General features: G+C 63.7%; 17 protein-coding genes and 1 pseudogene. 9 read left to right on the forward strand and 9 right to left on the reverse strand.

The genetic code is table 11. The features are described from left to right. Positions 1 to 137: 137 nt before the first annotated feature. The 5 genes from CLU85_RS08500 to bfr form a co-directional block, all read right to left on the reverse strand. A complete protein-coding gene (locus CLU85_RS08500; protein WP_100409887.1) occupies positions 138 to 2,297 on the reverse strand; it encodes a TonB-dependent siderophore receptor in 2,160 nt (719 codons plus the stop codon). A 177-nt stretch (positions 2,298 to 2,474) separates the two neighbouring features. Beyond that, positions 2,475 to 2,810: a DUF3325 domain-containing protein gene (locus CLU85_RS08505; protein WP_100409888.1), complete on the reverse strand. Its 336-nt coding sequence runs from the start codon at positions 2,808 to 2,810 to the stop codon at positions 2,475 to 2,477. A 6-nt stretch (positions 2,811 to 2,816) separates the two neighbouring features. Continuing rightward, a complete protein-coding gene (locus tag CLU85_RS08510) occupies positions 2,817 to 4,595 on the reverse strand; it encodes a PepSY domain-containing protein (RefSeq protein WP_100409889.1) in 1,779 nt (592 codons plus the stop codon). Next, on the reverse strand, positions 4,592 to 4,909 hold the full coding sequence (locus CLU85_RS08515; RefSeq protein ID WP_100409890.1) for a DUF3649 domain-containing protein: 318 nt from the start codon (positions 4,907 to 4,909) through the stop codon (positions 4,592 to 4,594). The genes CLU85_RS08510 and CLU85_RS08515 overlap by 4 nt, the downstream gene beginning before the upstream one ends. Positions 4,910 to 5,396: 487 nt before the next feature. After that, positions 5,397 to 5,873 carry a bacterioferritin gene (gene bfr / locus CLU85_RS08520; protein WP_100409891.1) on the reverse strand — a complete coding sequence of 159 codons (477 nt, stop codon included), beginning with the start codon at positions 5,871 to 5,873 and terminating at the stop codon, positions 5,397 to 5,399. 175 nt (positions 5,874 to 6,048) lie between these two features. On the opposite strand from bfr, the gene CLU85_RS08525 reads away from it, so the two are divergent. The 3 genes from CLU85_RS08525 to ahpF all read left to right on the forward strand — a co-directional run bounded on the left by CLU85_RS08525 (position 6,049) and on the right by ahpF (position 10,148). Then, positions 6,049 to 7,239: a hypothetical protein gene (locus tag CLU85_RS08525; protein ID WP_157803949.1), complete on the forward strand. Its 1,191-nt coding sequence runs from the start codon at positions 6,049 to 6,051 to the stop codon at positions 7,237 to 7,239. Between the two features lie 556 nt (positions 7,240 to 7,795). Further along, entirely contained in the window at positions 7,796 to 8,371 is a 576-nt protein-coding gene (gene ahpC / locus CLU85_RS08535) for an alkyl hydroperoxide reductase subunit C (protein WP_100409893.1), read from the forward strand. A gap of 154 nt (positions 8,372 to 8,525) precedes the next feature. After that, on the forward strand, positions 8,526 to 10,148 hold the full coding sequence (gene ahpF / locus CLU85_RS08540; protein ID WP_100409894.1) for an alkyl hydroperoxide reductase subunit F: 1,623 nt from the start codon (positions 8,526 to 8,528) through the stop codon (positions 10,146 to 10,148). A 115-nt stretch (positions 10,149 to 10,263) separates the two neighbouring features. On the opposite strand, the gene CLU85_RS08545 is transcribed toward ahpF, so the two are convergent. Beyond that, positions 10,264 to 11,085, reverse strand: a complete 822-nt coding sequence (locus CLU85_RS08545; protein ID WP_100409895.1) for a pyruvate, water dikinase regulatory protein — start codon at positions 11,083 to 11,085, stop codon at positions 10,264 to 10,266. A 200-nt stretch (positions 11,086 to 11,285) separates the two neighbouring features. Here CLU85_RS08545 and ppsA point away from each other — a divergent pair, with 200 nt between their 5' ends. The 4 genes and pseudogenes from ppsA to CLU85_RS08565 all read left to right on the forward strand — a co-directional run bounded on the left by ppsA (position 11,286) and on the right by CLU85_RS08565 (position 16,829). Next, positions 11,286 to 13,676 (forward strand): phosphoenolpyruvate synthase, encoded by a 2,391-nt coding sequence (ppsA, locus tag CLU85_RS08550; RefSeq protein ID WP_100409896.1) that lies wholly within the window; start codon positions 11,286 to 11,288, stop codon positions 13,674 to 13,676. A 64-nt stretch (positions 13,677 to 13,740) separates the two neighbouring features. Then, positions 13,741 to 14,082, forward strand: coding sequence for a DUF4212 domain-containing protein (locus CLU85_RS08555; RefSeq protein ID WP_100409897.1), 342 nt, complete (start codon positions 13,741 to 13,743; stop codon positions 14,080 to 14,082). Beyond that, positions 14,075 to 16,170: pseudogene (locus CLU85_RS08560) on the forward strand (VC_2705 family sodium/solute symporter). Before CLU85_RS08555 ends, CLU85_RS08560 begins: the two are co-directional and overlap by 8 nt. Positions 16,171 to 16,301: 131 nt before the next feature. After that, a complete protein-coding gene (locus CLU85_RS08565; RefSeq protein WP_100409898.1) occupies positions 16,302 to 16,829 on the forward strand; it encodes a hypothetical protein in 528 nt (175 codons plus the stop codon). A 96-nt stretch (positions 16,830 to 16,925) separates the two neighbouring features. Here the strand turns inward: CLU85_RS08565 and CLU85_RS08570 are convergent, their stop codons facing one another. The 3 genes from CLU85_RS08570 to CLU85_RS08580 form a co-directional block, all read right to left on the reverse strand. Continuing rightward, positions 16,926 to 17,285, reverse strand: coding sequence for an FKBP-type peptidyl-prolyl cis-trans isomerase (locus CLU85_RS08570; RefSeq protein ID WP_100409899.1), 360 nt, complete (start codon positions 17,283 to 17,285; stop codon positions 16,926 to 16,928). Positions 17,286 to 17,425: 140 nt separating this feature from the next. Further along, entirely contained in the window at positions 17,426 to 17,734 is a 309-nt protein-coding gene (locus CLU85_RS08575) for a helix-turn-helix domain-containing protein (protein WP_100409900.1), read from the reverse strand. A 204-nt stretch (positions 17,735 to 17,938) separates the two neighbouring features. Continuing rightward, positions 17,939 to 18,841: a LysR family transcriptional regulator gene (locus CLU85_RS08580; RefSeq protein ID WP_100409901.1), complete on the reverse strand. Its 903-nt coding sequence runs from the start codon at positions 18,839 to 18,841 to the stop codon at positions 17,939 to 17,941. A 121-nt stretch (positions 18,842 to 18,962) separates the two neighbouring features. Here CLU85_RS08580 and CLU85_RS08585 point away from each other — a divergent pair, with 121 nt between their 5' ends. Together CLU85_RS08585 and CLU85_RS08590 are read left to right on the forward strand one after the other, a co-directional pair. Beyond that, positions 18,963 to 19,928 carry a hydroxymethylglutaryl-CoA lyase gene (locus CLU85_RS08585; RefSeq protein WP_198509159.1) on the forward strand — a complete coding sequence of 322 codons (966 nt, stop codon included), beginning with the start codon at positions 18,963 to 18,965 and terminating at the stop codon, positions 19,926 to 19,928. Positions 19,929 to 19,951: 23 nt separating this feature from the next. Beyond that, positions 19,952 to 21,166: a CaiB/BaiF CoA-transferase family protein gene (locus tag CLU85_RS08590; protein ID WP_100409902.1), complete on the forward strand. Its 1,215-nt coding sequence runs from the start codon at positions 19,952 to 19,954 to the stop codon at positions 21,164 to 21,166. Positions 21,167 to 21,174 lie beyond the last annotated feature (8 nt).

Below are 21,174 nucleotides of genomic sequence, written 5' to 3' on the forward strand. Positions count from 1 at the left end.
CGGTTCCCTTGACAGCCACGCTTTGCTCCCAGCGCGCGGCTACGGTCCATTCAGTGCCCATCTTGGATGTCTGGCGGAAGAGGCCAAATTCCTTTGAAATTTGGGTCCTTGTACCCCTTCCGCTGTTCACACCACCCTCAGAACCGCGTCCGCAGCGTCACCTGCACCGCCCGCGGTGAGCCCGGCAGGATCAGGTTGTCGTTGCTGCCATGGGCCGACACATAGTGCTTGCGGTTGGTGAGGTTCTTGATGTTCACGTCCACATCCCACTGGCCCAGCGTGTACTGCAGCGCCGCGTCCAGCGTGGTGTATGCGGGCAGCGTGACCAGGTTGGTCAGCGAGGTGAAGCGCGCGCCCACGTAGTTCATGCCGCCACCCACGCGCAGGCCGTGGCCCAGGTCCTTCATGGCCCACAGGAAGGCCGAGTTGCGCGGTGTCAGGGGGGCCACTTTGCCTTGCGCTGCGACGGTCTGTGTGGGCAGTTGCAGCGAGCTGGTGGTGGCCAATGATTTCGTCATGCGGCCATCCAGCCAGGCATAGCCTGCACTCACATCCCAGCGGCCCGTCAGGCGGCCACTGGTGGTCAGCTCCAGGCCGTTGGTGCGCTGCGTGCCCACGTTGATCTGGCGTGAGGGGTTGGTGGGGTCGGTGTTCTTGATGTTGGTGCGCTCCAGATTGAAGAGTGCGCCCGTGATATTCATGCGGCCGTCCAGCAGGTCCAGCTTGACGCCGATTTCCTTGTTCTGCGTGATCTCGGGTTCTGCCGCCTCGTTGTTGGTGGCCAGCGCAAACGCTTCGGCCGAGGGTTGGAACGACTTGCTGTACGACACGTAGTACGACACCGCATCGCTGGGTTGCCATACGAGACCTGCGCGGGGGCTGAACTTCTTGTCGGTGCGCGAGAGCGTGGCGAGCTTGCGGTCAAACTCCGTCTGTTGCTTGAACACGTCGTAGCGTGCCCCCACCAGCGCCTTCCACTGTGGGGCCAATGTGATCTGATCCTGCCAGTACAGTGCGGCAGTGTCTTGGGTGGTGTGGCTTGGGATGGCGTTGTCGGCGGTGTAGCTGGCCGCCGGAATCGCTGGTGCCGCCACGCCCGAGGGGTTGAGGATGGAGACGCGGTCGGCCCCGCCCGAGACCGATTCGGAGCGTTTCTTTTGCGAGCCCAGCTCCATGCCCATCAGCCATTCCTGCTTGAGGCCGCCCAGCTGGTTGCGCCAGGTCAGATCGGTCTGGTTGAACACCCCTTTTTCATCGCGGAGGATGAAAGCGCGCGTGCGGCCCACCGTCATGTTCACGGGGTTGGTGGTGCCGCCGGGCAGGGTGTTGTAGCGGTCAAGTGCGTAGTCGTAGGCGCGTGTCACGTTGCGCACCGACCAGTCGTCGTTGAAGCGGTGGTTGAGCGTGGCTGCCAGCGACTGCATCGTGCTGGTGGTGGTGTCGTCCTGTGCGGCGTTGCTGGAGCCGTAGTAGGTGCCAGCGGGCACATTGACCGGGCGGCCGTTCAGGGCAGGGATGCCGAAGTCCGTCAGGCGCTTGTCGCGCGCGTTGGTGTACTGCAGCAAGAGGTCGGTTTGGGCGGCGAGCTTGAGCGCGAGCGAGGGCGCAAAGTTGTGGCGCTTCACAAACTGCTGGTCGCGGTAGCTGCCAGAGTCTTCCACGGCGGCGTTGACGCGAAAGGCGGCAGTGTCGCTGATGCCCACATTCACATCGGCCGTGGCGCGGCGGTAGTCAAAACTGCCCAGGCCCACGCTGGCCTCGCCCGAGGTTTCGCCGAACTTTGGCTTCTTGGTCACGCGGTTGATGAGGCCACCCGACGAGCCGCGCCCATACAACACGGCGGCCGGGCCTTTGAGCACTTCGATGCGCTCGATGTCGGCCAGGTCGCGGAAGTACAGCGCATCGTCGCGCACCCCGTCCACAAACTGGTCGGCAATCGCCGTGAAGCCACGAATCACCACCTGGTCGCGCTGGCCGTCGCCGTGGCTCATGGCCACGCCGGGCACATTGCGCAGGGCGTCTTCCATCGAGCGGGCGCCCTGGTCGCGCAGCAATTGGGCGGGCACCACGTTGACGGCCTGGGGCACATCACGCAGGGGTGCACTGCCCTTGGTGGCGGTGCTGGCGGCTGCCGGGGCGTAGCCGTCGTCCGCGCCGGACGATTGCACGGTGACCTCACCCAGGATCTGTGTGGCGGTGGCGGGCGGCGCGTTTTGCGCCAGAGCGGCGCCGCAGAAGGCTGCGAGCAGGGCTGCTGTCAGCGGGCGCAGTGTGTGGGGTTGGTGGAATGCGTGCATGTTTTTCCTTGGTGTGATGTGTGTGCGCAGTGCAGGGGAAGACAGCTCCGCATGCACCGGGCCTGGCGCAGGCCCGTGGCGGGCCGTTGGCTGGGGTGGTGCGCGGGGCGGGGACGGAGAGCCGGTGCAGTCGGCGGGAGGCTTAGCGCCGTTGCGGTGCGCTGGCGTTGCAGGCCACTACCAGCCCCCGGCCCAGGCCGTGAGGCCGCCCACCAGGGCGGCACCGGCGAGTGCGGGTGCGCGCCTGGGCAACCAGGTCACGGCAGCTGTTACAGCCAGGGCCGATAGCGACAGTGCGACCACCCACGCTGCAACGCCGAGCGAGGCCGGGGTGCCGCCGCCAGCGGGGCGGGCCGCCAGCCACAGCGAAAAGAGCAGCACCAGCCATCCGGCGCGGCGCAGGTGTAGCAGCTGGCGCGCGGTGCCTTCGTGGCCCCACACGTCTTCGTGGTGGCGGTCCAAGCCCAGTGCAATGGCTGACCAGGCTGAAAAACAGAGAAAGAAGGCGGACATGGTGGATCAGGCTCCCGAGGTCGAAACGTCTGGCGTGGCCGCCAGTGCGGCCTCCGGGGCTGTGCGTGGCGTCCTGGTGCTTGCAGCCTTGTGTTGGCGGGATCGACCGGGCCGCAACCGCCACGCGAGCCAACCCATGAGTGCCCCTGTGACCAGGAACGACAGGTCCATGCCTGCCCACATCCACTCACCTGCCGGCAGCGTGATCCCCAGGTGTGTGGGGGTGGTGATGGCATTGAGCAGGGGCAGCGTTGTCCACACCGCCGCCCCTGCGGCCATCAGCACGCTCCACCCCGCGCGGTGGGGGCGCACCACGGTGCTCCAAAGGCCCCACAGCAGGGCCATGCCCCAGGTGCTGAAGAAGCAGGCCAGCTCGGCGTCGGCTCGGTGGTCGGTGGTCAAGGGCAGCAGGCGGTTGGATGCCAGGAACACACCACATGCCAGCGGCAATCCACCCAGTGTGGCCATGTTGATGGCGGTCACCAGACGCTCGCCGAACGGTATGCGTGGTGTTGTTGTGTGCGGGGCGCTGGTGGTCGCGGCGTCCCTGGCCGCGCCTTTGCGTTGCGATGGTGTTTGTCGGCGTGCGCTGCGCTTGACCGTCCACAGCACCATGCCCGTGGCAATCATCAGGCTGCCCAGCAGTCCGAAGCCGAACAGTGCCCAGCGCATGCCAGGCCCTGCAAAACGCGCCATGTGCAGGCCGTAGAGCACGCCATAGGTGGTGACTGCGGGGCTGGTAGGGTCGGCCTGCTCCAGCCATTGGCCCGTGACGCCGTCAAACAGCAGGCGTGGCGGGCGGTATTGCAGGCGGTCGCCTTCGTGGCGGGTGACTTCGACCACCGCGCGACCTTCGGCATCGCGGCGCGCCTGCAGCGTGCCAATGCGCCCGCCGCTCCAGCGCGTGCTGGCTGCATCCACGATGCGCTCCAGCGCAATGGGTGGCAAAGGGTCGACCTTGTCGCTGGCCCCGCGCCGCACCCGGCGCTCGGGTTTCTCGCCCTGCAGGTCGGCAAAATAGGCGTTTGAGTCGATTCCCTTGTCGCTGCGGTATGCGGTGGCAATGCCCGACGGCATATACAGCGTGTGAAAGATCATCAGCCCGCTGAAGGTGATCATCAGGTAGAACGGCAACACCAGCACACCGCTGACGTTGTGTGCATCCAGCCAGGCGCGTTGCCCGCCCTTGGCGGGACGGAAGGTGAAGAAGTCCTTGAAAAACCGCCGGTGCGTGACGATGCCGGTGAGCAGTGCAATGAACATCATCAGCGTGGCCGCGCCCACCACCCAGCGGCCCTGAATCGCCCAGCGGCCTTTTTGCGCTGTGCGCAGTTCGAAGTGAAAGCGGTAGAAGAAGTCGCCGCCCATGGTGTCGCGCGTGGTGATGGCCTCGCCGGTTTGCGGGTTCATGCGCAGGGTCTCAAAACGGCCATTGCCCGTGTCGCGCCACAGCAGTGTCACGGCGGGGTCGCGCTCGTCGGGCAGGCGCATGATCCATTGCGTCACATCGGGCACCCGGCGTTGCAGCGCAGCCAGGGCCTTGGGGGCGACATGGGCATCGGCCGCAGGCAGTCCGTGCACCTCGGGTCGCATCCACAGATTGAATTCGCTCTTGAAGAACGACAGCGTGCCGGTGAGGAAGATGGCAAACAGCAACCATCCCAGCACCAGCCCGGCCCAGGTGTGCAGCCATGACATGGCTTGGCGAAAACCTTCGCGGTCTTTGGGTGTTTTGGCCGGTTGGGGGGCTGCGGCCGCCCCTGCGGGGAGCGTGTTGAGGTTCATGCGGCGGTCCTCATCCATTGCGTCCATTGCGGGGTGGTGGCGCAGGCACCCAGGGCCAGTGCTGGCAGCAGCGTGCCGCCCCAGGCGCCCCAGGCCGTGCGTGCGTAAAACGCCCAGGCAGCTGCCAGCGCATAGGCCAACCAGGCCAGCATGGTGGCTGTGAGGACGGCCTCCACACGGGGCATGAACGGCACGAGCCCCAGTGTCAGTGCCGCCGCGAAGCCCGCTGCCAGTGCATAGCCGCCTGCAGTGGCAGCCAGAGTGCGCGACATGATGGCCAGGCGGTAGCGCCAGTCGGCGCGGGCCGTCTTCATGGCTGTTGCACCACCCGGCCGGCGGCGCGGGCGTGTTCACAAAAGCGGGGGGATACCGCCTCCAGGCGGTGGATGCAGGCAGGGCGGCGCAGCATGAGAAAAAGCTCCAGACAGGTTTACGCATAAACGCTGGCTGCAGCGGATGGGCACAAGGCCCCGGCTGGCTGGCTGGCTGCAAGAGAACGACACCATCCATTGCACGCTGGGCGTGCGCTGGCTACCGCAGGCAGTGGCTGGGCCAGGGCGGTAGCGATGGGGCCAAAGGCATTCTACTTTTATTGAGAAGCATTCTCATTAAATGCGTAAAGATTTTATGCAGCTTGATGTGCGGCCGCAACAATGTGTGACCAGTGGTGGGCCAGATGTGGCGAGCCCGCTGCGCGATGCCGCGCCGTAGTGGCATAAAAAAACGGGCCGAAGCCCGTAGAAGAAGACGTTGTGGATGAGGGTTACAAGTCCTCATCGCACCGCGAAAAGAAATGTTTAACTATTCCGCTTCGCCCATTTGCGACTGCAGATAGTTGGGCAGGCCAACCTTGTCGATCAGGTCGATCTGGGTTTCGAGGAAGTCGATGTGCTCCTCGGTGTCGTCCAGGATCTTTTGCAGCAGGTCGCGCGAGACATAGTCACGCACCGTTTCGCAGTGGGCGATACCGTCTTTGATCGTGGCCTGCGCGCCTTGCTCGGAGCGCAGGTCGCACGCCAGAATCTCGGGCACATCCTCACCCACTTGCAGCTTGGCCAGATCTTGCAGGTTGGGCAGGCCGTCGAGCATGAAGATGCGGTCCATGAGCCAGTCGGCATGCTTCATCTCCCCGATCGACTCGGAGTATTCCTTCTTGGCCAGCTTGTCGAAGCCCCAGTGCTTGAGCATGCGGTAGTGCAAAAAATACTGGTTGATGGCCGTGAGTTCGTTCTTGAGCTGGGCCTGCAGATGGCCAATGACTTGTGCGTCACCTTTCATGGGGGACTCCTTGTTCTGTGTGTTGATGCGGGACCGATTGTCGTGACCTGTTTCCACCGGCGCAAGGCAATCCCCTGCGCGCTGGGCATGGCTGCGTGTGAGGTTGAGTTGTGTTCGCGTTCAGGAAGACGCATCGAGCCCACCTGTGTGTGCGCACCCCATGGCCAAAAAATGGTTGTCGCACCGGGGCAAATGTGGCTCATTTGCAAGATGCCACGCCATTCAATATATGCGGCACCGAGCACGCGGCGCAACTAGAGAGCACAACATGGCACCACCAATCCATTTCCCCTATTTGCCTTCAGGTGGCGTGGCCCGCATCCGGGCGCGCGGCGCAAGCCTCTTGGCGGCCCTGGCCGCAGTGGCTTTCCAAGCCACTGCCGCGGAGATTCTTCCCTATGAACTTGCAATGCTTCAACAGCAAGTTCAGCGTACGGGCTGGGTGCGGGTCATGGTGACTCTGGATCGCAGCGCTTGGCGCACGCGGTCAGAAGAACAGACATTGCGGCTGCAGGCCCTGGCCGACCGGCTGTATGCGGAATTGGGCGATTCCGCTTTTCCCACCGGCCGCAGGAACAACGGATTGGGGTGGATTGGGTTTTATACCGACTCGGCGGGCATCGCCATGCTTTCACGCACCGCATTGGCCGAAAAGTTTTCCATGGATCCAACGGGCCGGAGCTGGGGGCGTGAACGTGCCGGTGATGGCAGCTTCGAAGCGATCGACGATGCGCTCGTCGCCTCACCCACCGTAGAGGTGGACTTGGTACTGGCCACCGAAGAGCCGCCGTATACCCTGCTACCCGACGGCAGCACCCGCTTTGACGGCCCCTCGGAAGTGAACGAAGTGCTGGACCGCCTGCTTGCCGAGCCGTTTGCGCAGCACATCCAGGGCATCGACCGCAGGCAGAACCCCCAACTGGCGCCTGTGGTGCAGGCCAAAATTGATCGGGTGGCGTTTTTTGGATTGGTGGAAAGCGTGCATGTGCGGGCGGTGCGGCCGCGTGGCTTTGTGCGCCAGCCGTCGGCCATCTGGCACGAAGATGCGCTGCAGGTCGCCGCGCGTGAAGGCCGTGCGGAAATTCATATCCTTCTGCGAGGTGGCGTGACTTACACGCACTTGCCTCACCAAAGCCCCAAGGCGCGCCTCTATCAGATGGATGCCAACACCCGCGCATTGGACGAGATTCTCAAAGCTGCCGGTGTGGGGGCGTTGCCCGTGCTTTCAGAGGTTGATGCGCAAATGGGGCTGGTGCACCTTGTCGTTACCAGGCACCAGCTTGAAAAGCTGTTTGCCCAACGGGATCCGCGCATCCTGAGCGTGGATGTAAACAAGGCGATCGGTGGGCTTGCCAGTAACAACTAACCATAGGGTCCAGCCCCAACGCGCGGCGTTCGCGCAGCGCTGAATCCAGTGGCTCTACGCGTATCGTCACCCGCACTACCGCGCCGCTCCCGTACGAGCGAAAGCTATAGCAGGACAGCCCACACCCGCATCCAGCGGCATCAGCAGGTGCAGGCGCACGGTGTTGCGCAAGTAAAGCGTGGCAAGCGTCACCACTGGCGGGGTTTAGAGCTCTTCACGGAACAAATCAGCAGTGTTTGGAGCTTGTGAATCAGGTTTTTGCTATGAATTTGTGAGCATTAGGCGCTATTTGTTAAAGCGCGATAGCCGTCTTTGACCAATATCTTGGAGCGCAAGGCACGCCCTGCGGCGGCGCGCGGGCTGCGTGTGATGCTGAGAGGTGTTCGCGTTCACATCCTGTGTGCCCCGCGGCGCACCAGGGTTGTCACCGGGAGGTCGCACAGGGCGTTGTATAGTAATTGGCAATTGATTCGATGTAATCAATTAATTGGATTGATGGCTTGGAAATGCCTAAACTTCAGTCCTGTTCAGTTAACCAACCACCAAGGAACCAGCAATGTCCCTGATCAATACGCAAGTTCAGCCCTTCAAGACCACCGCTTTCGTCAACCGCGCCGGCAAGGGTGAATTCATCGACCTGACCGAGCAGTCCCTCAAGGGCAAGTGGTCCGTGCTGATCTTCATGCCTGCAGCGTTCACTTTCAACTGCCCCACCGAAATCGAAGACGCTGCCGACAACTATGCTGCGTTCCAGGCGGCTGGTGCCGAGGTCTACATCGTCACCACCGACACCCACTTCTCGCACAAGGTCTGGCACGAAACGTCGGACGCCGTGGGCAAGGCCAAGTTTCCCCTGGTCGGCGACCCTACGCACCAGCTGACCAACGCTTTCGGCGTGCACATCCCTGAAGAAGGCCTGGCACTGCGCGGCACCTTTGTGATCAACCCTGATGGCGTGATCAAGACGATGGAAATCCACTCCAACGAAATCGCCCGTGACGTGTCGGAAACCCTGCGCAAGCTCAAGGCTGCCCAGTTCACCGCCGCCAACCCTGGCCAGGTCTGCCCCGCCAAGTGGAAGGAAGGCGCCAAGACCCTGACGCCTTCGCTGGACCTGGTTGGCAAGATCTAATCCACGGCTCCTCCAAAGCCGGACAGCGTCATGGCGCCATCGCGCCATGCCGTCCGGCTTTTTTACGCCCGGACGTTGATATGCAGGCTTGAACTGCAGCCCTTTTGGCTTCAACCTCCCATACATCACAACTCGAAATTCAAAGGACACCACCATGCTCGACGAACAACTCAAGACCCAACTCGCCGCCTACCTGGAGCGCGTGCAGCAGCCGTTTGAGCTGGTGGCTTCCCTGGACGACAGCGAGACGGCGCGCGACATGCGCGAGCTGCTGACGACCATTCAATCGCTGCGCAGCGACAAGATCACCCTGCGCACCGACGGCAACGACGCGCGCAAGCCTTCGTTCAGCCTGCAGCGCGTGGGCGCCACCAACGCGCTGCGTTTTGCCGGCCTGCCCCTGGGCCATGAGTTCACCTCGCTGGTGCTGGCCCTGCTGTGGACAGGCGGCCACCCACCCAAGGTCGAGCAGGACGTGATCGATTCGATCAAGGCCCTGGACGGTGACTTCAATTTCGAGGTCTACATGAGCCTGACCTGCCACAACTGCCCCGACGTGGTGCAGGCGCTGTCGCTCATGACCATCGTCAACCCCAAGGTCAAGACCACCGTGATCGAAGGCGGCGCGTTCCAGCAGGAAGTGACTGATCGCGAGATCATGGCCGTGCCCATGGTCTTCCTGAACGGCCAGGTGTTCGGCTCGGGCCGCATGACCATCGAAGAAATCGTGGCCAAGCTCGACACCGGCTCTGCCGCCCGCGAAGCCGCCAAGCTCAGCGCCAAAGCGCCCTATGACGTGCTCATCGTCGGCGGTGGCCCTGCGGGCGCCGCAGCCGCTGTGTACGCCGCCCGCAAAGGCATCCGCACCGGCGTGGCCGCCGAGCGTTTTGGCGGCCAGGTCAACGACACGCTGGCCATCGAGAACTACATCTCGGTGCTCGAAACCGACGGCCCCAAGTTTGCCGCCGCACTCGAAGCACACACCCGTGCGTACGGCGTGGACATCATGAACCTGCAGCGCGCAGACAAGATCATTCCTGCTGAGCAGCCCGGTGGCCTCATCGAAGTGCAACTGGCCAACGGTGGCTCGCTGAAGTCCAAGACGGTAATCCTCTCGACCGGCGCCCGCTGGCGCAACGTGAACGTGCCCGGCGAAGCCGAGTACAAGAACAAGGGCGTGGCCTATTGCCCGCATTGCGACGGCCCGCTGTTCAAGGGCAAGCGCACGGCCGTGATCGGCGGCGGCAACTCGGGGGTCGAGGCGGCCATCGACCTGGCCGGCATCGTGGCCCATGTCACGCTGGTGGAGTTTGCCGACCAGCTCAAGGCCGACGCTGTGCTGGTCAACAAGCTGAAAAGCCTGCCCAACGTGACCATCCATACCAACGCGCAGACCACCGAGATCACCGGCGCCGACGGCAAGGTCAACGGCCTCAAGTACAAGGACCGCGCCACGAATGTGGAGCACCCCGTGCCGCTCGAAGGCGTGTTCGTACAGATCGGCTTGGTGCCCAACACCGAATGGCTCAAGGGCACGGTGGATCTGTCCAAGTTTGGCGAGATCATCGTGGACTCGCATGGCCGCACCAACCTGCCCGGTGTGTTCGCAGCGGGTGACTGCACCACGGTGCCGTTCAAGCAGATCGTGATCGCGGCGGGCGACGGCTCCAAGGCGGCGCTCAGTGCTTTCGACCACCTGATCCGTATGCCGGTGGTATCGGCCGCTGGCGCATCCGGCGTGGCCCCTGCGACCGCGCAGGTGGCTGTGGCCGCGTGAATGGGGTGAAAATGGCCTTGTGCGCATGATAGACATGCGCTGAAAGCTATTCATTTAATAGCAAAAAGCGGTGCCTGGGCACCGCTTTTTTATTGTGGGGAATGGCTTGCCTGCGTCAATACACCAGCCGCTCGGGCCGCACCTCTTGCAGGATGGTGGTGGCGATTTCTTCGATGGACTTGGTGGTGGTGGACAGCCATCGGATGCCCGCGCGGCGCATCATGGCTTCGGCCTCGGCCACTTCGGCTCGGCAGTTTTCGAGGCTGGCGTATTTGGAGTTGGGGCGGCGCTCGGCGCGGATCTCGGCCAGGCGCTCGGGGCTGATGGTCAGGCCGAAGATCTTTTTCTGGAACGGCATCAACGCGGGCGGCAACTGGCGGCGCTCGAAGTCCTCGGGGATCAGCGGGTAGTTGGCGGCCTTCAGGCCACACTGCATGGCCAGGTACAGGCTGGTGGGGGTTTTGCCGCTGCGGCTCACGCCGACCAGAATCACGTCGGCGCCTGCCAGATCGCGGTTGCTTTGGCCATCGTCGTGCGCCAGGCTGAAGTTGATGGCTTCGATACGGTCGGTGTATTCCTTGCTGCGGCTCACGTCACTGAAGCGGCCCACGCGGTGGTGCGACTTGATGCCCAGCTCTTCTTCCAGCGGGTGCACAAAGGTGCCGAACATGTCCAGCAGCATGCCTTTGCAGCCGTCCTGGATGACCTTGAGCACCTCCATGTTGACCAGGGTGGTGAAGACCACGGGCTTTTTGCCCTCGACCTCGCCGGTGTGGTTGATCTGCCGCACCGCCTGGTGGGCCTTGTCCACGGTGTCGATGAAGGGCAGGCGCACATGGCGCGGCTTCATCTCGAACTGGGCCAGGATGGCATTGCCGAAGGTTTCGGCGGTGATACCAGTGCCGTCGGACACAAAAAATACTGTTCGCGAGTGCATGGGGCCCCTTTTTGACTTTTTGAAAGCGTCAGCCCGCTGCCAGATGCCCGGGCCTACAATTGTCACAATTATCCAATTCTCACCATGCACACCGTCGGCCTACAACCACAACGACAAAGCTGCAGCCTGTGCATGGCCGCTCGCCCATCGCTCCAAGGGGGCGGGCGCGCAGACCCGGTTTCAACTTCTGGAGCTTTCCCATGTCTGCACTTTTCAGCCCGACCGCCCTGGTCGTACCGTTTGAAAACCTGAGAATGACCGATGTCGAGGTCGTTGGCGGTAAAAACGCCAGCCTCGGCGAGATGATCTCCCAGCTTCCGCAGGGCGTGCGCGTGCCTACGGGTTTTGCCACCACCGCCCACGCGTTCCGCGAGTTCCTGGCCTATGACGGCCTGGCCGAGCGCATCAGCGCCAAGCTCAAGGCGCTGGACACGGAAGACGTGCGTGCGCTCGCCGCCGTGGGTGCAGAAATCCGTGCCATGGTCGAGGCCCAGCCTTTCCCGGCCGATCTGCAAAAAGCCATTGCCGACGAATTCGCCCAACTCAGTGCAGGCAACCCCGCTGCCTCGTTTGCCGTGCGCTCTTCAGCCACAGCCGAAGACCTGCCCGATGCCTCGTTCGCTGGCCAGCAGGAAACCTTTCTGAATGTGGTGGGCATTGACGAAGTCATGCACAAGATGAAGGAGGTGTTCGCATCGCTGTACAACGACCGCGCCATCTCTTACCGCGTGCATAAGGGCTTCGAGCACGACGTGGTGGCCCTGTCGGCCGGTGTGCAGCGCATGGTGCGCTCCGACCTGGGCGCTGCGGGCGTGATATTCACCATCGACACCGAGTCCGGTTTCGAAGACGTCGTTTTCGTCACCAGCAGCTATGGGCTGGGCGAGACGGTGGTGCAGGGCGCCGTGAACCCCGACGAGTTCTATGTGCACAAGCCCATGCTTAAGGCGGGCAAGAAAGCATTGATCCGCCGCAATCTGGGCAGCAAGCTGATCCAGATGGTGTTCTCTACCCCCGACGAGAAAGCCCAGAGCGGCAAACTGGTCAAGACAGTGGACGTGCCCACCGAGCAGCGCAACCGCTACTCGCTGACCGATGCCGATGTGGAGCAACTGGCGCGCTACGCGCTGGTGATTGAGCAGCATTACGGCCGCCCCATGGATATCGAATGGGGCAAGGACGGCACTGACGGCCAGCTTTACATCCTGCAGGCACGGCCCGAAACCGTGAAGAGCCAGGCCAAGGGCCAGGCCGAACTGCGTTACAAGCTCAAAGGCCAGGGCACTGTGCTGGCCGAAGGCCGCGCCATTGGCCAGAAGATTGGCACCGGCCCCGTGCGCCTGGTGCACAACATTTCCGAGATGGACAAGGTCCAGCCCGGCGATGTGCTGGTGACCGACATGACCGACCCCAACTGGGAACCGGTGATGAAGCGCGCCAGCGCCATCGTCACCAACCGGGGCGGGCGCACCTGCCACGCCGCCATCATTGCGCGCGAGTTGGGTATCCCGGCGGTAGTGGGCTGTGGGAATGCGACCGAGCTGCTGAAAGACGGCACGCTGGTCACGGTGAGCTGCTCCGAGGGTGACACGGGCAAGATTTATGACGGCTTGCTCGAGACCGAAGTGACCGAAGTGTTGCGCGGAGAAATGCCGCCCATCAAGACCAAAATCATGATGAACGTGGGCAACCCCCAGCTGGCGTTTGACTTTGCCCAACTGCCCAACGAGGGTGTGGGTCTGGCCCGGCTGGAGTTCATCATCAACAACAACATTGGTGTGCACCCCAAGGCCATCCTGGACTACCCGCAGATCGATGCCGACCTGAAAAAGGCGGTGGAATCGGTGGCCCGTGGCCATGCCAGCCCCCGCGCTTTCTATGTGGACAAGGTCGCCGAAGGCGTGGCCACCATTGCCGCCGCATTCTGGCCCAAGCCCGTCATCGTGCGCCTGTCGGACTTCAAGTCCAACGAATACCGCAAGCTGATCGGCGGCAGCCGCTATGAGCCCGAGGAAGAGAACCCGATGCTGGGCTTCCGGGGTGCAGCCCGTTACATCAGCGAAGACTTCGGCGAAGCGTTTGCGATGGAATGCGAAGCCCTGAAGCGTGTGCGCAACGACATGGGCCTGAGCAACGTACAGGTGATGGTGCCGTTTGTGCGCACGCTGGGCCAGGCTGAGCGCGTGACCCAACTGCTGGCCACCCACGGCTTGCAACGTGGCAAGGACGACCTCAAGGTCATCATGATGTGCGAGGTGCCCAGCAACGCCATCCTGGCCGAGCGGTTTCTCGAATTTTTCGATGGTTTCTCCATCGGCTCCAACGACCTCACCCAGCTCACCCTGGGCCTGGACCGCGACTCGGGTCTGGAGTTGCTGGCGCGGGACTTTGACGAACGCGATCCGGCTGTCGAAGCTCTGATCCACCAGGCCATCAAGGCCTGCCTGGCGCAGGGCAAATACATCGGTATCTGCGGCCAGGGCCCCAGCGACCACCCTGACTTTGCGCAGTGGCTGGCCAAGGAAGGCATTTCGTCGATCTCGCTCAACCCCGACAGCGTGATCGCCACCTGGCAACAACTGGCGGGTTGATCCCCAAGGGCTGCCATGCGCCATTTGCGCCACCCACCACAACATCCGTGATGCGGTGTCCGTGATGCCGTTGCAGCAGCCCGCTCGCGCGCACGATGCAGAAATGGCGCGGCCTTTCCCGCCAGATCTGCACGATGTGCGCCACCTCAGGCTCAAGGCGGGTTTGCTCTTGCTGTGGGCCTTGGTGTCATTCGTGGCGACGTACTTCGCCCGAGACCTGCAGGTGCTGGTGTTTGGCGGCTGGCCCCTGGGCTACTGGATTGCGGCCCAGGGCGCCGTGTTGGTGTTCATTGGCATCGTGGTGGCCTATGGCTGGGCCATGAACCGTTTTGAGCGGCAGGACCTTGAGCGCCTCCAGGTGCCGGAACAGCCCCCTTCCACCGCCGCAGATCGTCCTCATGGCTGAGCGCAAGCCGGGCAGCGAGGACGAGGACCGTGCCTATTTGTGGCGGCTGCACCGCATCCTGGCGATGTATGTGGCAGGGGTGCTGGGTTTTCTGGCCCTCATGACCTGGGCTGAGCACCAGGGCCTCTCGCGGCACTGGATCGGCCCGATTTTTCTGTTCCTCACCGTGATGGTTTACGCCGGTATCGGTGTGTATGGCCGTACGACCGACCCCGAGGATTATTACGTGGCGGGGCGGCGCATTCCGCCCATGTACAACGGCATGGCCACGGCGGCCGACTGGATGAGCGCTGCATCGTTCATCAGCCTGTCGGGGGCGCTGTATCTGCAGGGTTTCTCGGGCACGCCGGGGCAGGCCGGTGGCTTGGCCTATCTGCTGGGTTGGACGGGGGGGTTTTGTCTGGTGGCGATGCTGATTGCGCCCCACCTGCGGGCCATGGGGTTGTATACCGTGCCCGACTTCTTTCATGTGCGGTTTGGCGGTCGCTGGCCCCGCGTCATCGCGGCCCTGGCGGCCGTGCTCTGCTCTTTCACGTACGTCGTGGCGCAGATCTATGGTGTGGGCTTGATCGCTTCGCGCCTCACGGGCGTGCAGTTCGAGATCGGCATCATGCTCGGCCTGGGGGGGTGCTGCTGTGCTCGTTTCTGGGCGGCATGCGCGCCATCACCTGGACGCAGGTGGCGCAGTATGTGGTGTTGTTGCTGGCGTTCATGATCCCCGTGTCGTGGCTGGCCTACAAGCAGCTTGGCAACCCGTTGGCACCGCTGGTCTATGGCGCGCAGATCAGCAAGATTGCCGATCTGGAGGCGCAGTTGCTGGACTCTCCTGCCGAGCACCAGGTGGTGCAGGCCTACCTGCAGCGCGCCAAGGACTTTGAGGCGCGTCTCCAAGACGTCGATGCCGCGTTGGAGCGCGAGCGCGAGAAGGGGCGCGAGCACATTCGTGCGCTGCGTGCCCAGAATGCCGATGTTGGCCTGATCGTCTCGGCCAGCCGCGAGCTGGCAGCGCTGCCGCGTGATCCGGCTGCGGCCCGTGAGCGCTGGGCCCGCGAGATGCGCGAGAACTACGAGCGTGCGCGCCCCCTGGGCGGGCTGCCGCTCCACAGCCAGGCCTATGCGGGTGATCCCGATGGCACCCCGCAGGAGCAGCGCGACTACGAACTGACGCGCCGCAACTTTCTGGCGCTCATGTTCTGCCTGATGGTGGGCACGGCGGGTTTGCCGCATCTGCTGACCCGCTACTACACCTCACCCTCGGTGTCGGCGGCGCGCGCGTCGGTGGGCTGGTCGCTGTTTTTTATTGCCCTGCTGTACCTGAGTGCACCTGCTCTGGCCGTGTTGGTGAAGTTTGAGGTCATGCAAAACCTGGTGGGCAGCAGTTTTGAGACACTGCCCAACTGGATGGCTCAGTGGGCGCGCGTGGACAGTTCGCTGCTGTCGGTGGAGGACGTGAATGGCGATGGCCTGATCCAGTTTGGCGAAATCCGGCTGGGCGCAGATCTCATCATGCTGGCCACGCCCGAGCTGGGCGGTTTGCCCTATGTTGTGTCGGGCCTGGTGGCTGCCGGCGGGCTGGCCGCTGCCCTGTCAACGGCCGATGGTTTACTGCTCACCATCAGCAACGCGCTGGTGCGGGACCTGTACTTCCAGGACACACAGCGCAAGGCATCGCCTGAGCAGCGGGTGATCCTGACCAAATTCACCTTGCTGGCCGTGGCCCTGTCAGCGGCTTTTGTGGCGGCGCTCAAGCCCTCCGAGATCCTGCCTATGGTGTCGGCGTCGTTCTCGCTGGCGGCATCGGCATTCGTGCCCGCGATGGTGCTCGGAATCTTCTGGCGCGGCACCACGCGTCAGGGGGCGGTGGCGGGCATGCTGGGGGGGTTGGCCGTCACGGTGTATTACATGCTGTCCCATGTGCCAGCGATGCAGATGCTGCCGCGCTGGCTGCTGGCCGATGGGCTCTGGTTTGGTATTCAGCCGATCTCCGCCGGGGTATTTGGCGTTCCCTGTGGGTTGCTGCTCATACTCGTTGTGAGCTGGATCACGCGCCCCGCACCCGCGCTGCCACGCATCCGGTCGGAAATGTAGGCATGGCGGGGCATGACCCCGGAATGTGTTTATGTGTAAACCCCGATTTCCATGGATGCTAAAACATGGGATTCTGGACTGCGGCGCATGACCCATCGGGCATCGCAATCGTTGCAATAACTAGGAGACGCATGGTTCTCGTCAAAACCCAGGCAGGGCAGGAGGCGCTCAAGGATCGCCGTGGCAGTTTGAGTTCGCGCCAGCGCTCGGCCTTTATTCTTTTTGACGGCAAACGCACCACGGGTGAAATCCTTGCGGCCACGGCGGCCATGGGCATCACACAGGACGATGTCCAGACGATGATTGCGCAGGGGCTTCTGGCCCCTCTGTCTGGGCAAGCTCTTGCGGTGCCATCCGCGGCGGCAGGTGCCGACTCGGCGTCGGCTCCCGTGACGACGACTGGGGAGGCGTCTGGCACCGACTTGGGCACCATCGCCTCGCCCATGGAAGGCTCCGGGCGCTCACCCAAGGAGCGTTATCAGGCCGCATACCCCATTGCCACAGAGTTGACGGCGGGGCTGGGACTTCGCGGTTTTCGCTTGAATCTGTCGGTGGAGGGGGCCGGGAGCTTTGATGACCTGGCGGCGCTGGCCCCCAAGATCCGTGAGGCTGTGGGGGACACGAAGTTCGACCGGCTGGACAAGGCGCTGTTCGATTGAACATGCCGCGCAAGCGATGCATGCCACCTTGAACGCAAAAAAAGCGGCCCGGAGGCCGCTTTTTTTATGGGGGTGAGGCGGTCAGGTGCCGTCTGCTCAGCGGCCGACCTTCAGCAGTTCCACATCAAACTTCAGTGTGGCATTGGGGGGGATCACACCGCCAGCGCCACGGGCACCGTAGCCCAGGGCGGCGGGGATGATCAGCGTGCGCTGGCCGCCCACCTTCATGCCCTGCACGCCTTCGTCCCAGCCCTTGATGACCATGCCGCCACCCAGCGAGAACTCGAAGGCATCGTTGCGGTCGCGGCTGGAGTCGAACTTGGCGCCTTGTTCGCCGTTGTTGTACAGCCAGCCGGTGTAGTGCACCGACACGTTCTGGCCTTTGGTGGCTTCGGCGCCTTCGCCCACGGTGGTGTCTTCGTATTGCAGGCCGGATGCAGTGGTGGTCAATGCCATGAGAAAATTCCTTGAATGCTATTAAAAATATAGCTCCTAGCGCTTACATATAGTGCGCTAGAAGCCATTTTGAACCCTATTTTAGCGAATGCCCCGTGAAGACACGGGCAGGCGCCATGCGGGCCAGCGGATGTGGGGTGTCAGACCTTCTTGGCGCGGCCCGCAACCCAGCGGGTGGCAAAGGCCTGCACGTCCGACAGACGCTTGAGCAGGTCGGCGCCCGATGGAGTGACGGTATAGCCGTCGCTGCCGTGATCCACAAAGCCCGCTTCGCGCAGCTCTTTGATGCGGGTGTTGAGCGTGTTGGGGGTGATGCCTCCCACGCTATCTTGCAGCAGGCGGAAGGTCTGGGGGTGACCATCCTTCAGGGCCCACAGCACACGCAGCGCATAACGGCATTCGAGTTTCTCGAAAAGCTGGTTGATGGAAGCATTTTCTTTGGAGCTCATGGACGCTTCTCCTCGCGCAAATGTTGGATCTAGGTTCGGTGCGGGTGGCCGTTTGCCGGGCCCGCTGATGCGCTGAGACTATAGCGCGGAACCCATTTTGCTACAAGTTTGGTAGCTCAGAATGCACAGCACACATGCGCTACACCCTGAAAATACGATATTGCGTATCAAACTGTTGCGACAGGGCCACGGTTTGGGGTGGTGCTATGGATGCCCGAGCCCTGCCAAATGGTTCACCAGCAACTGGGCGGCAGGCGGTAGCCATTGGGCGCTGCGGTAGCAGATGGCGAAGCGCCGTTGGGCCCACGGATCGCTCAGCGGGATGATGCGCACCGGGGCCGATTCGGCAAACGGCTGGGCCACCTCGCGGGGCACCACGCTGATGGCGAGGTTGGCGCGCACCACCCGCAGCGCTGCATCAAAATTGGACACCAGCACCCGGTGGGCGAGTACTTTTCCTTCGACTGCGGCCGCGCGCGCCAGCAGCACCTGCACGGCGCTCAGGGCGGGCATGCTGACAAATTCATGCGCCAGCACGTCGGCAAACCGCACGTTCTGCATCTGGGCCACAGGGTGCGACTGGTGCGCCACCACCGCCAGGTGGTCGCTGCGGTAGGCGCTGGTCTCCAGGCCCGAGAGGTCGGCCGCGTCCCAGCAGATGCCGATGGAGGCACTGCCGTCGCGCACGCCCTGGACCACCTCGGGGCTCACGCGCTCTTCCAGGCTGATCTGGATGTTGCGGTGTGCAGGATTTTGCAGAAAAGCCGCCACATCGTCGGCCAGCGATTCCGCCATGACGGACGCGGTGACCAGCATGCGCACATGGCCTCGGGTGCCGGTGGCGTACGCCGACATATCGCGCTCGATCTGCACTACGCTGGCCAGCATGGTGCGAGCGTGCTCCAGCAAGGTTTCTCCGGCAGCAGTGGGGACAACGCCCCGGCGCTTGCGCAGCAGCAGCGGCGTGCCCACCGTGTCTTCCAGCTGTGCCAGCCGCTTGCTGATGGCCGAACCCACGATGGACTCCTGCTCGGCCACGCGCGCGATGCTGCGCTGCTCGCACACGGCGGCAAACAGGCGCAGGGTCTGCAGATCCAGATCGCGCATGCCGTTGCCTCCAGGTTTGTGATGTTCTTGTTGGGAATCATAGGGCTTCCAAAATGTATTTTCTGATTCTGTTGGGAATTTCTAGAATCCACGGCAGCCTTCCACCAGAAAGAGACATCCCGTGAGCACCTCCCCGATCCCCTCTGAACAGCAGCGCGCCGTGGTTCGTGAAGTGGGCCTGCGCGATGGCCTGCAAAGCATTGCCACCGTGGTCTCCACCGCGCACAAGATCGAGTGGATCAACGCCGCCTATGCCGCAGGCCAGCGCGAGATCGAGGTCGGCTCTTTTGTACCGGCCCGCTTGCTGCCCCAACTGGCCGACACGGCCGAGGTGCTGGCCCATGCCAAGACTTTGCAGGGCCTGGTGGCCTCGGTGCTGGTGCCCAACACCAAAGGTGCCGAGCGCGCGCTGGCGTGCGGTGCCGACCTGATGGTGGTGCCCCTGTCGGCCAGCCATGCCCACAGCCTGGCCAACCTGCGCAAGACGCCCGACGAGGTCGTGGCCGAGGTGGCGCGCATCCGTGCACTGCGCGACGCAGGCGGCCACCACACACTGATTGAAGGCGGCGTGGGCACGGCCTTTGGCTGCACGTTGCAGGGCGAGGTGGCCGAGAGCGAGGTCCTGCGCCTGATGATGGCCCTGCTCGATGCAGGCGCCGACCGTGTGAGCCTGGCCGACACCGTGGGTTATGCCGACCCAGCCGCCGTAGCGCGCCTGTTCGAGAAAGCGCGTGCGTTGGTGGGTGACCGCCTGGCCTGCGCGCATTTCCACGACACGCGCGGCATGGGCCTGGCCAATGTGTATGCGGCCTGGCAGGCGGGCATCACGCGCTTTGATGCCTGCCTGGCGGGCATTGGCGGCTGCCCGCACGCGCCGGGGGCTAGCGGCAACGTCACCACCGAAGACCTGGTGTTCATGCTCGAACGCATGGGCATCGTCACCGGCATCGACGTGGCCGCAATGCTGGCGCTGCGCCAGCGCGTGGCGGGCTGGCTGATGGGCGAGACCCTGCACGGCACGCTCTGGCAGGCGGGGCTGCCGCAGAATGCCGCACCCGCCGCGCTGCGCGAAGACGCCACGGCCTGAACTCTTTTTTGAATGCCCTGAACATGAACGACACACCCGCCAAGCCCTCGTCCCCCCGCCTGCCGCTCGAAGGTCTGCGTGTGGTGGAGTTCACCCACATGGTCATGGGCCCCACCTGCGGCATGGTGCTGGCCGACCTGGGCGCCGAGGTCATCAAGGTCGAGCCCGTGGACGGCGACCGCACGCGCCACCTGCTGGGTGCGGGCGCTGGCTTCTTCCCCATGTTCAACCGCAACAAGAAAAGCATTGCGCTCGACCTGCGCAGCCCCGAGGGGCTGGAGGTGGCGCGCAAGCTCGCGGCATCGGCCGATGTGGTGGCCCAGAACTTCAAGCCCGGCGTGATGACCAAATACGGCCTCGACTACGCGGCGTTGAGCCAGCTCAACCCGCGCCTCATCTACGTGAACCACACGGGCTTTTTGCCCGGCCCCTACGAGCACCGCACAGCGCTCGATGAGGTGGTGCAGATGATGGGTGGCCTGGCCTACATGACTGGCCGCCCCGGCGACCCGCTGCGCGCGGGCAGCAGCGTGAACGACATCATGGGCGGCATGTTCGGCGCGATCGGTGCGATGGCGGCACTGATGCAGCGCGGCATCACCGGGCGCGGGCAGGAGGTGGATTCGGCCCTGTTCGAGAACAACGTGTTCCTGGTCGGCCAGCACATGATGCAGTACGCCGTCACTGGGCAACCCGCTGCCCCCATGCCCGACCGCATTTCGTCCTGGGCGGTGTATGACGTGTTCAGCGTGAAGGATGGCGGGCAGATTTTTCTGGCCGCCGTGAGCGATGCGCAGTGGCAGACCTTTTGTGATGCCATGGGCTATGCCGACCTGAAGGCCGACGCAGGCCTTGTCACCAACAACGACCGCGTGCGCGCCCGCCCCACGCTGATGCCCGTGCTGCGCGAGCGCCTGGCCGAGCACACGGCCGACGCACTGGCCGCCATCTTCGAGCGACACGGCCTGCCGTTTGCGCCCATCCGCCGGCCCGAAGAACTGTTTGATGACCCGCACCTGCAAGCCACGGGCGGCCTGGCCGACATCACGCTGCCTGACGGCGAGCGCGCCGGGCAGACGGCCCAGATCACGCTGATGCCACTGCGCATGGCCGGCCAGCGGCTGGATGTGCGCTGCGACCCGCCGCGCCTGGGCCAGCACACGGCCGAGCTGCTGCAAGAGCTGGGTTACACGCCCGATGCAGTGGGTGCCATGCAGGCATCAGGGGCCATCGCCTGATTTTTTGA

Origin of the sequence: Acidovorax sp. 69 (genome assembly GCF_002797445.1) — a bacterium.
Classification (GTDB): Bacteria; Pseudomonadota; Gammaproteobacteria; order Burkholderiales; family Burkholderiaceae_C; genus Acidovorax.

Excerpts from the sequence above, each read along its gene's own strand:
- CLU85_RS08500 (WP_100409887.1), bottom strand. The coding sequence starts at position 2,297 with ATGCACGCATTCCACCAACCCCACACACTGCGCCCGCTGACAGCAGCC.
- CLU85_RS08505 (WP_100409888.1), bottom strand. The coding sequence starts at position 2,810 with ATGTCCGCCTTCTTTCTCTGTTTTTCAGCCTGGTCAGCCATTGCACTG.
- CLU85_RS08510 (WP_100409889.1), bottom strand. The coding sequence starts at position 4,595 with ATGAACCTCAACACGCTCCCCGCAGGGGCGGCCGCAGCCCCCCAACCG.
- CLU85_RS08515 (WP_100409890.1), bottom strand. The coding sequence starts at position 4,909 with ATGAAGACGGCCCGCGCCGACTGGCGCTACCGCCTGGCCATCATGTCG.
- bfr (WP_100409891.1), bottom strand. The coding sequence starts at position 5,873 with ATGAAAGGTGACGCACAAGTCATTGGCCATCTGCAGGCCCAGCTCAAG.
- ahpC (WP_100409893.1), top strand. The coding sequence starts at position 7,796 with ATGTCCCTGATCAATACGCAAGTTCAGCCCTTCAAGACCACCGCTTTC.
- ahpF (WP_100409894.1), top strand. The coding sequence starts at position 8,526 with ATGCTCGACGAACAACTCAAGACCCAACTCGCCGCCTACCTGGAGCGC.
- CLU85_RS08545 (WP_100409895.1), bottom strand. The coding sequence starts at position 11,085 with ATGCACTCGCGAACAGTATTTTTTGTGTCCGACGGCACTGGTATCACC.
- ppsA (WP_100409896.1), top strand. The coding sequence starts at position 11,286 with ATGTCTGCACTTTTCAGCCCGACCGCCCTGGTCGTACCGTTTGAAAAC.
- CLU85_RS08555 (WP_100409897.1), top strand. The coding sequence starts at position 13,741 with ATGCCGTTGCAGCAGCCCGCTCGCGCGCACGATGCAGAAATGGCGCGG.
- CLU85_RS08565 (WP_100409898.1), top strand. The coding sequence starts at position 16,302 with ATGGTTCTCGTCAAAACCCAGGCAGGGCAGGAGGCGCTCAAGGATCGC.
- CLU85_RS08570 (WP_100409899.1), bottom strand. The coding sequence starts at position 17,285 with ATGGCATTGACCACCACTGCATCCGGCCTGCAATACGAAGACACCACC.
- CLU85_RS08575 (WP_100409900.1), bottom strand. The coding sequence starts at position 17,734 with ATGAGCTCCAAAGAAAATGCTTCCATCAACCAGCTTTTCGAGAAACTC.
- CLU85_RS08580 (WP_100409901.1), bottom strand. The coding sequence starts at position 18,841 with ATGCGCGATCTGGATCTGCAGACCCTGCGCCTGTTTGCCGCCGTGTGC.
- CLU85_RS08590 (WP_100409902.1), top strand. The coding sequence starts at position 19,952 with ATGAACGACACACCCGCCAAGCCCTCGTCCCCCCGCCTGCCGCTCGAA.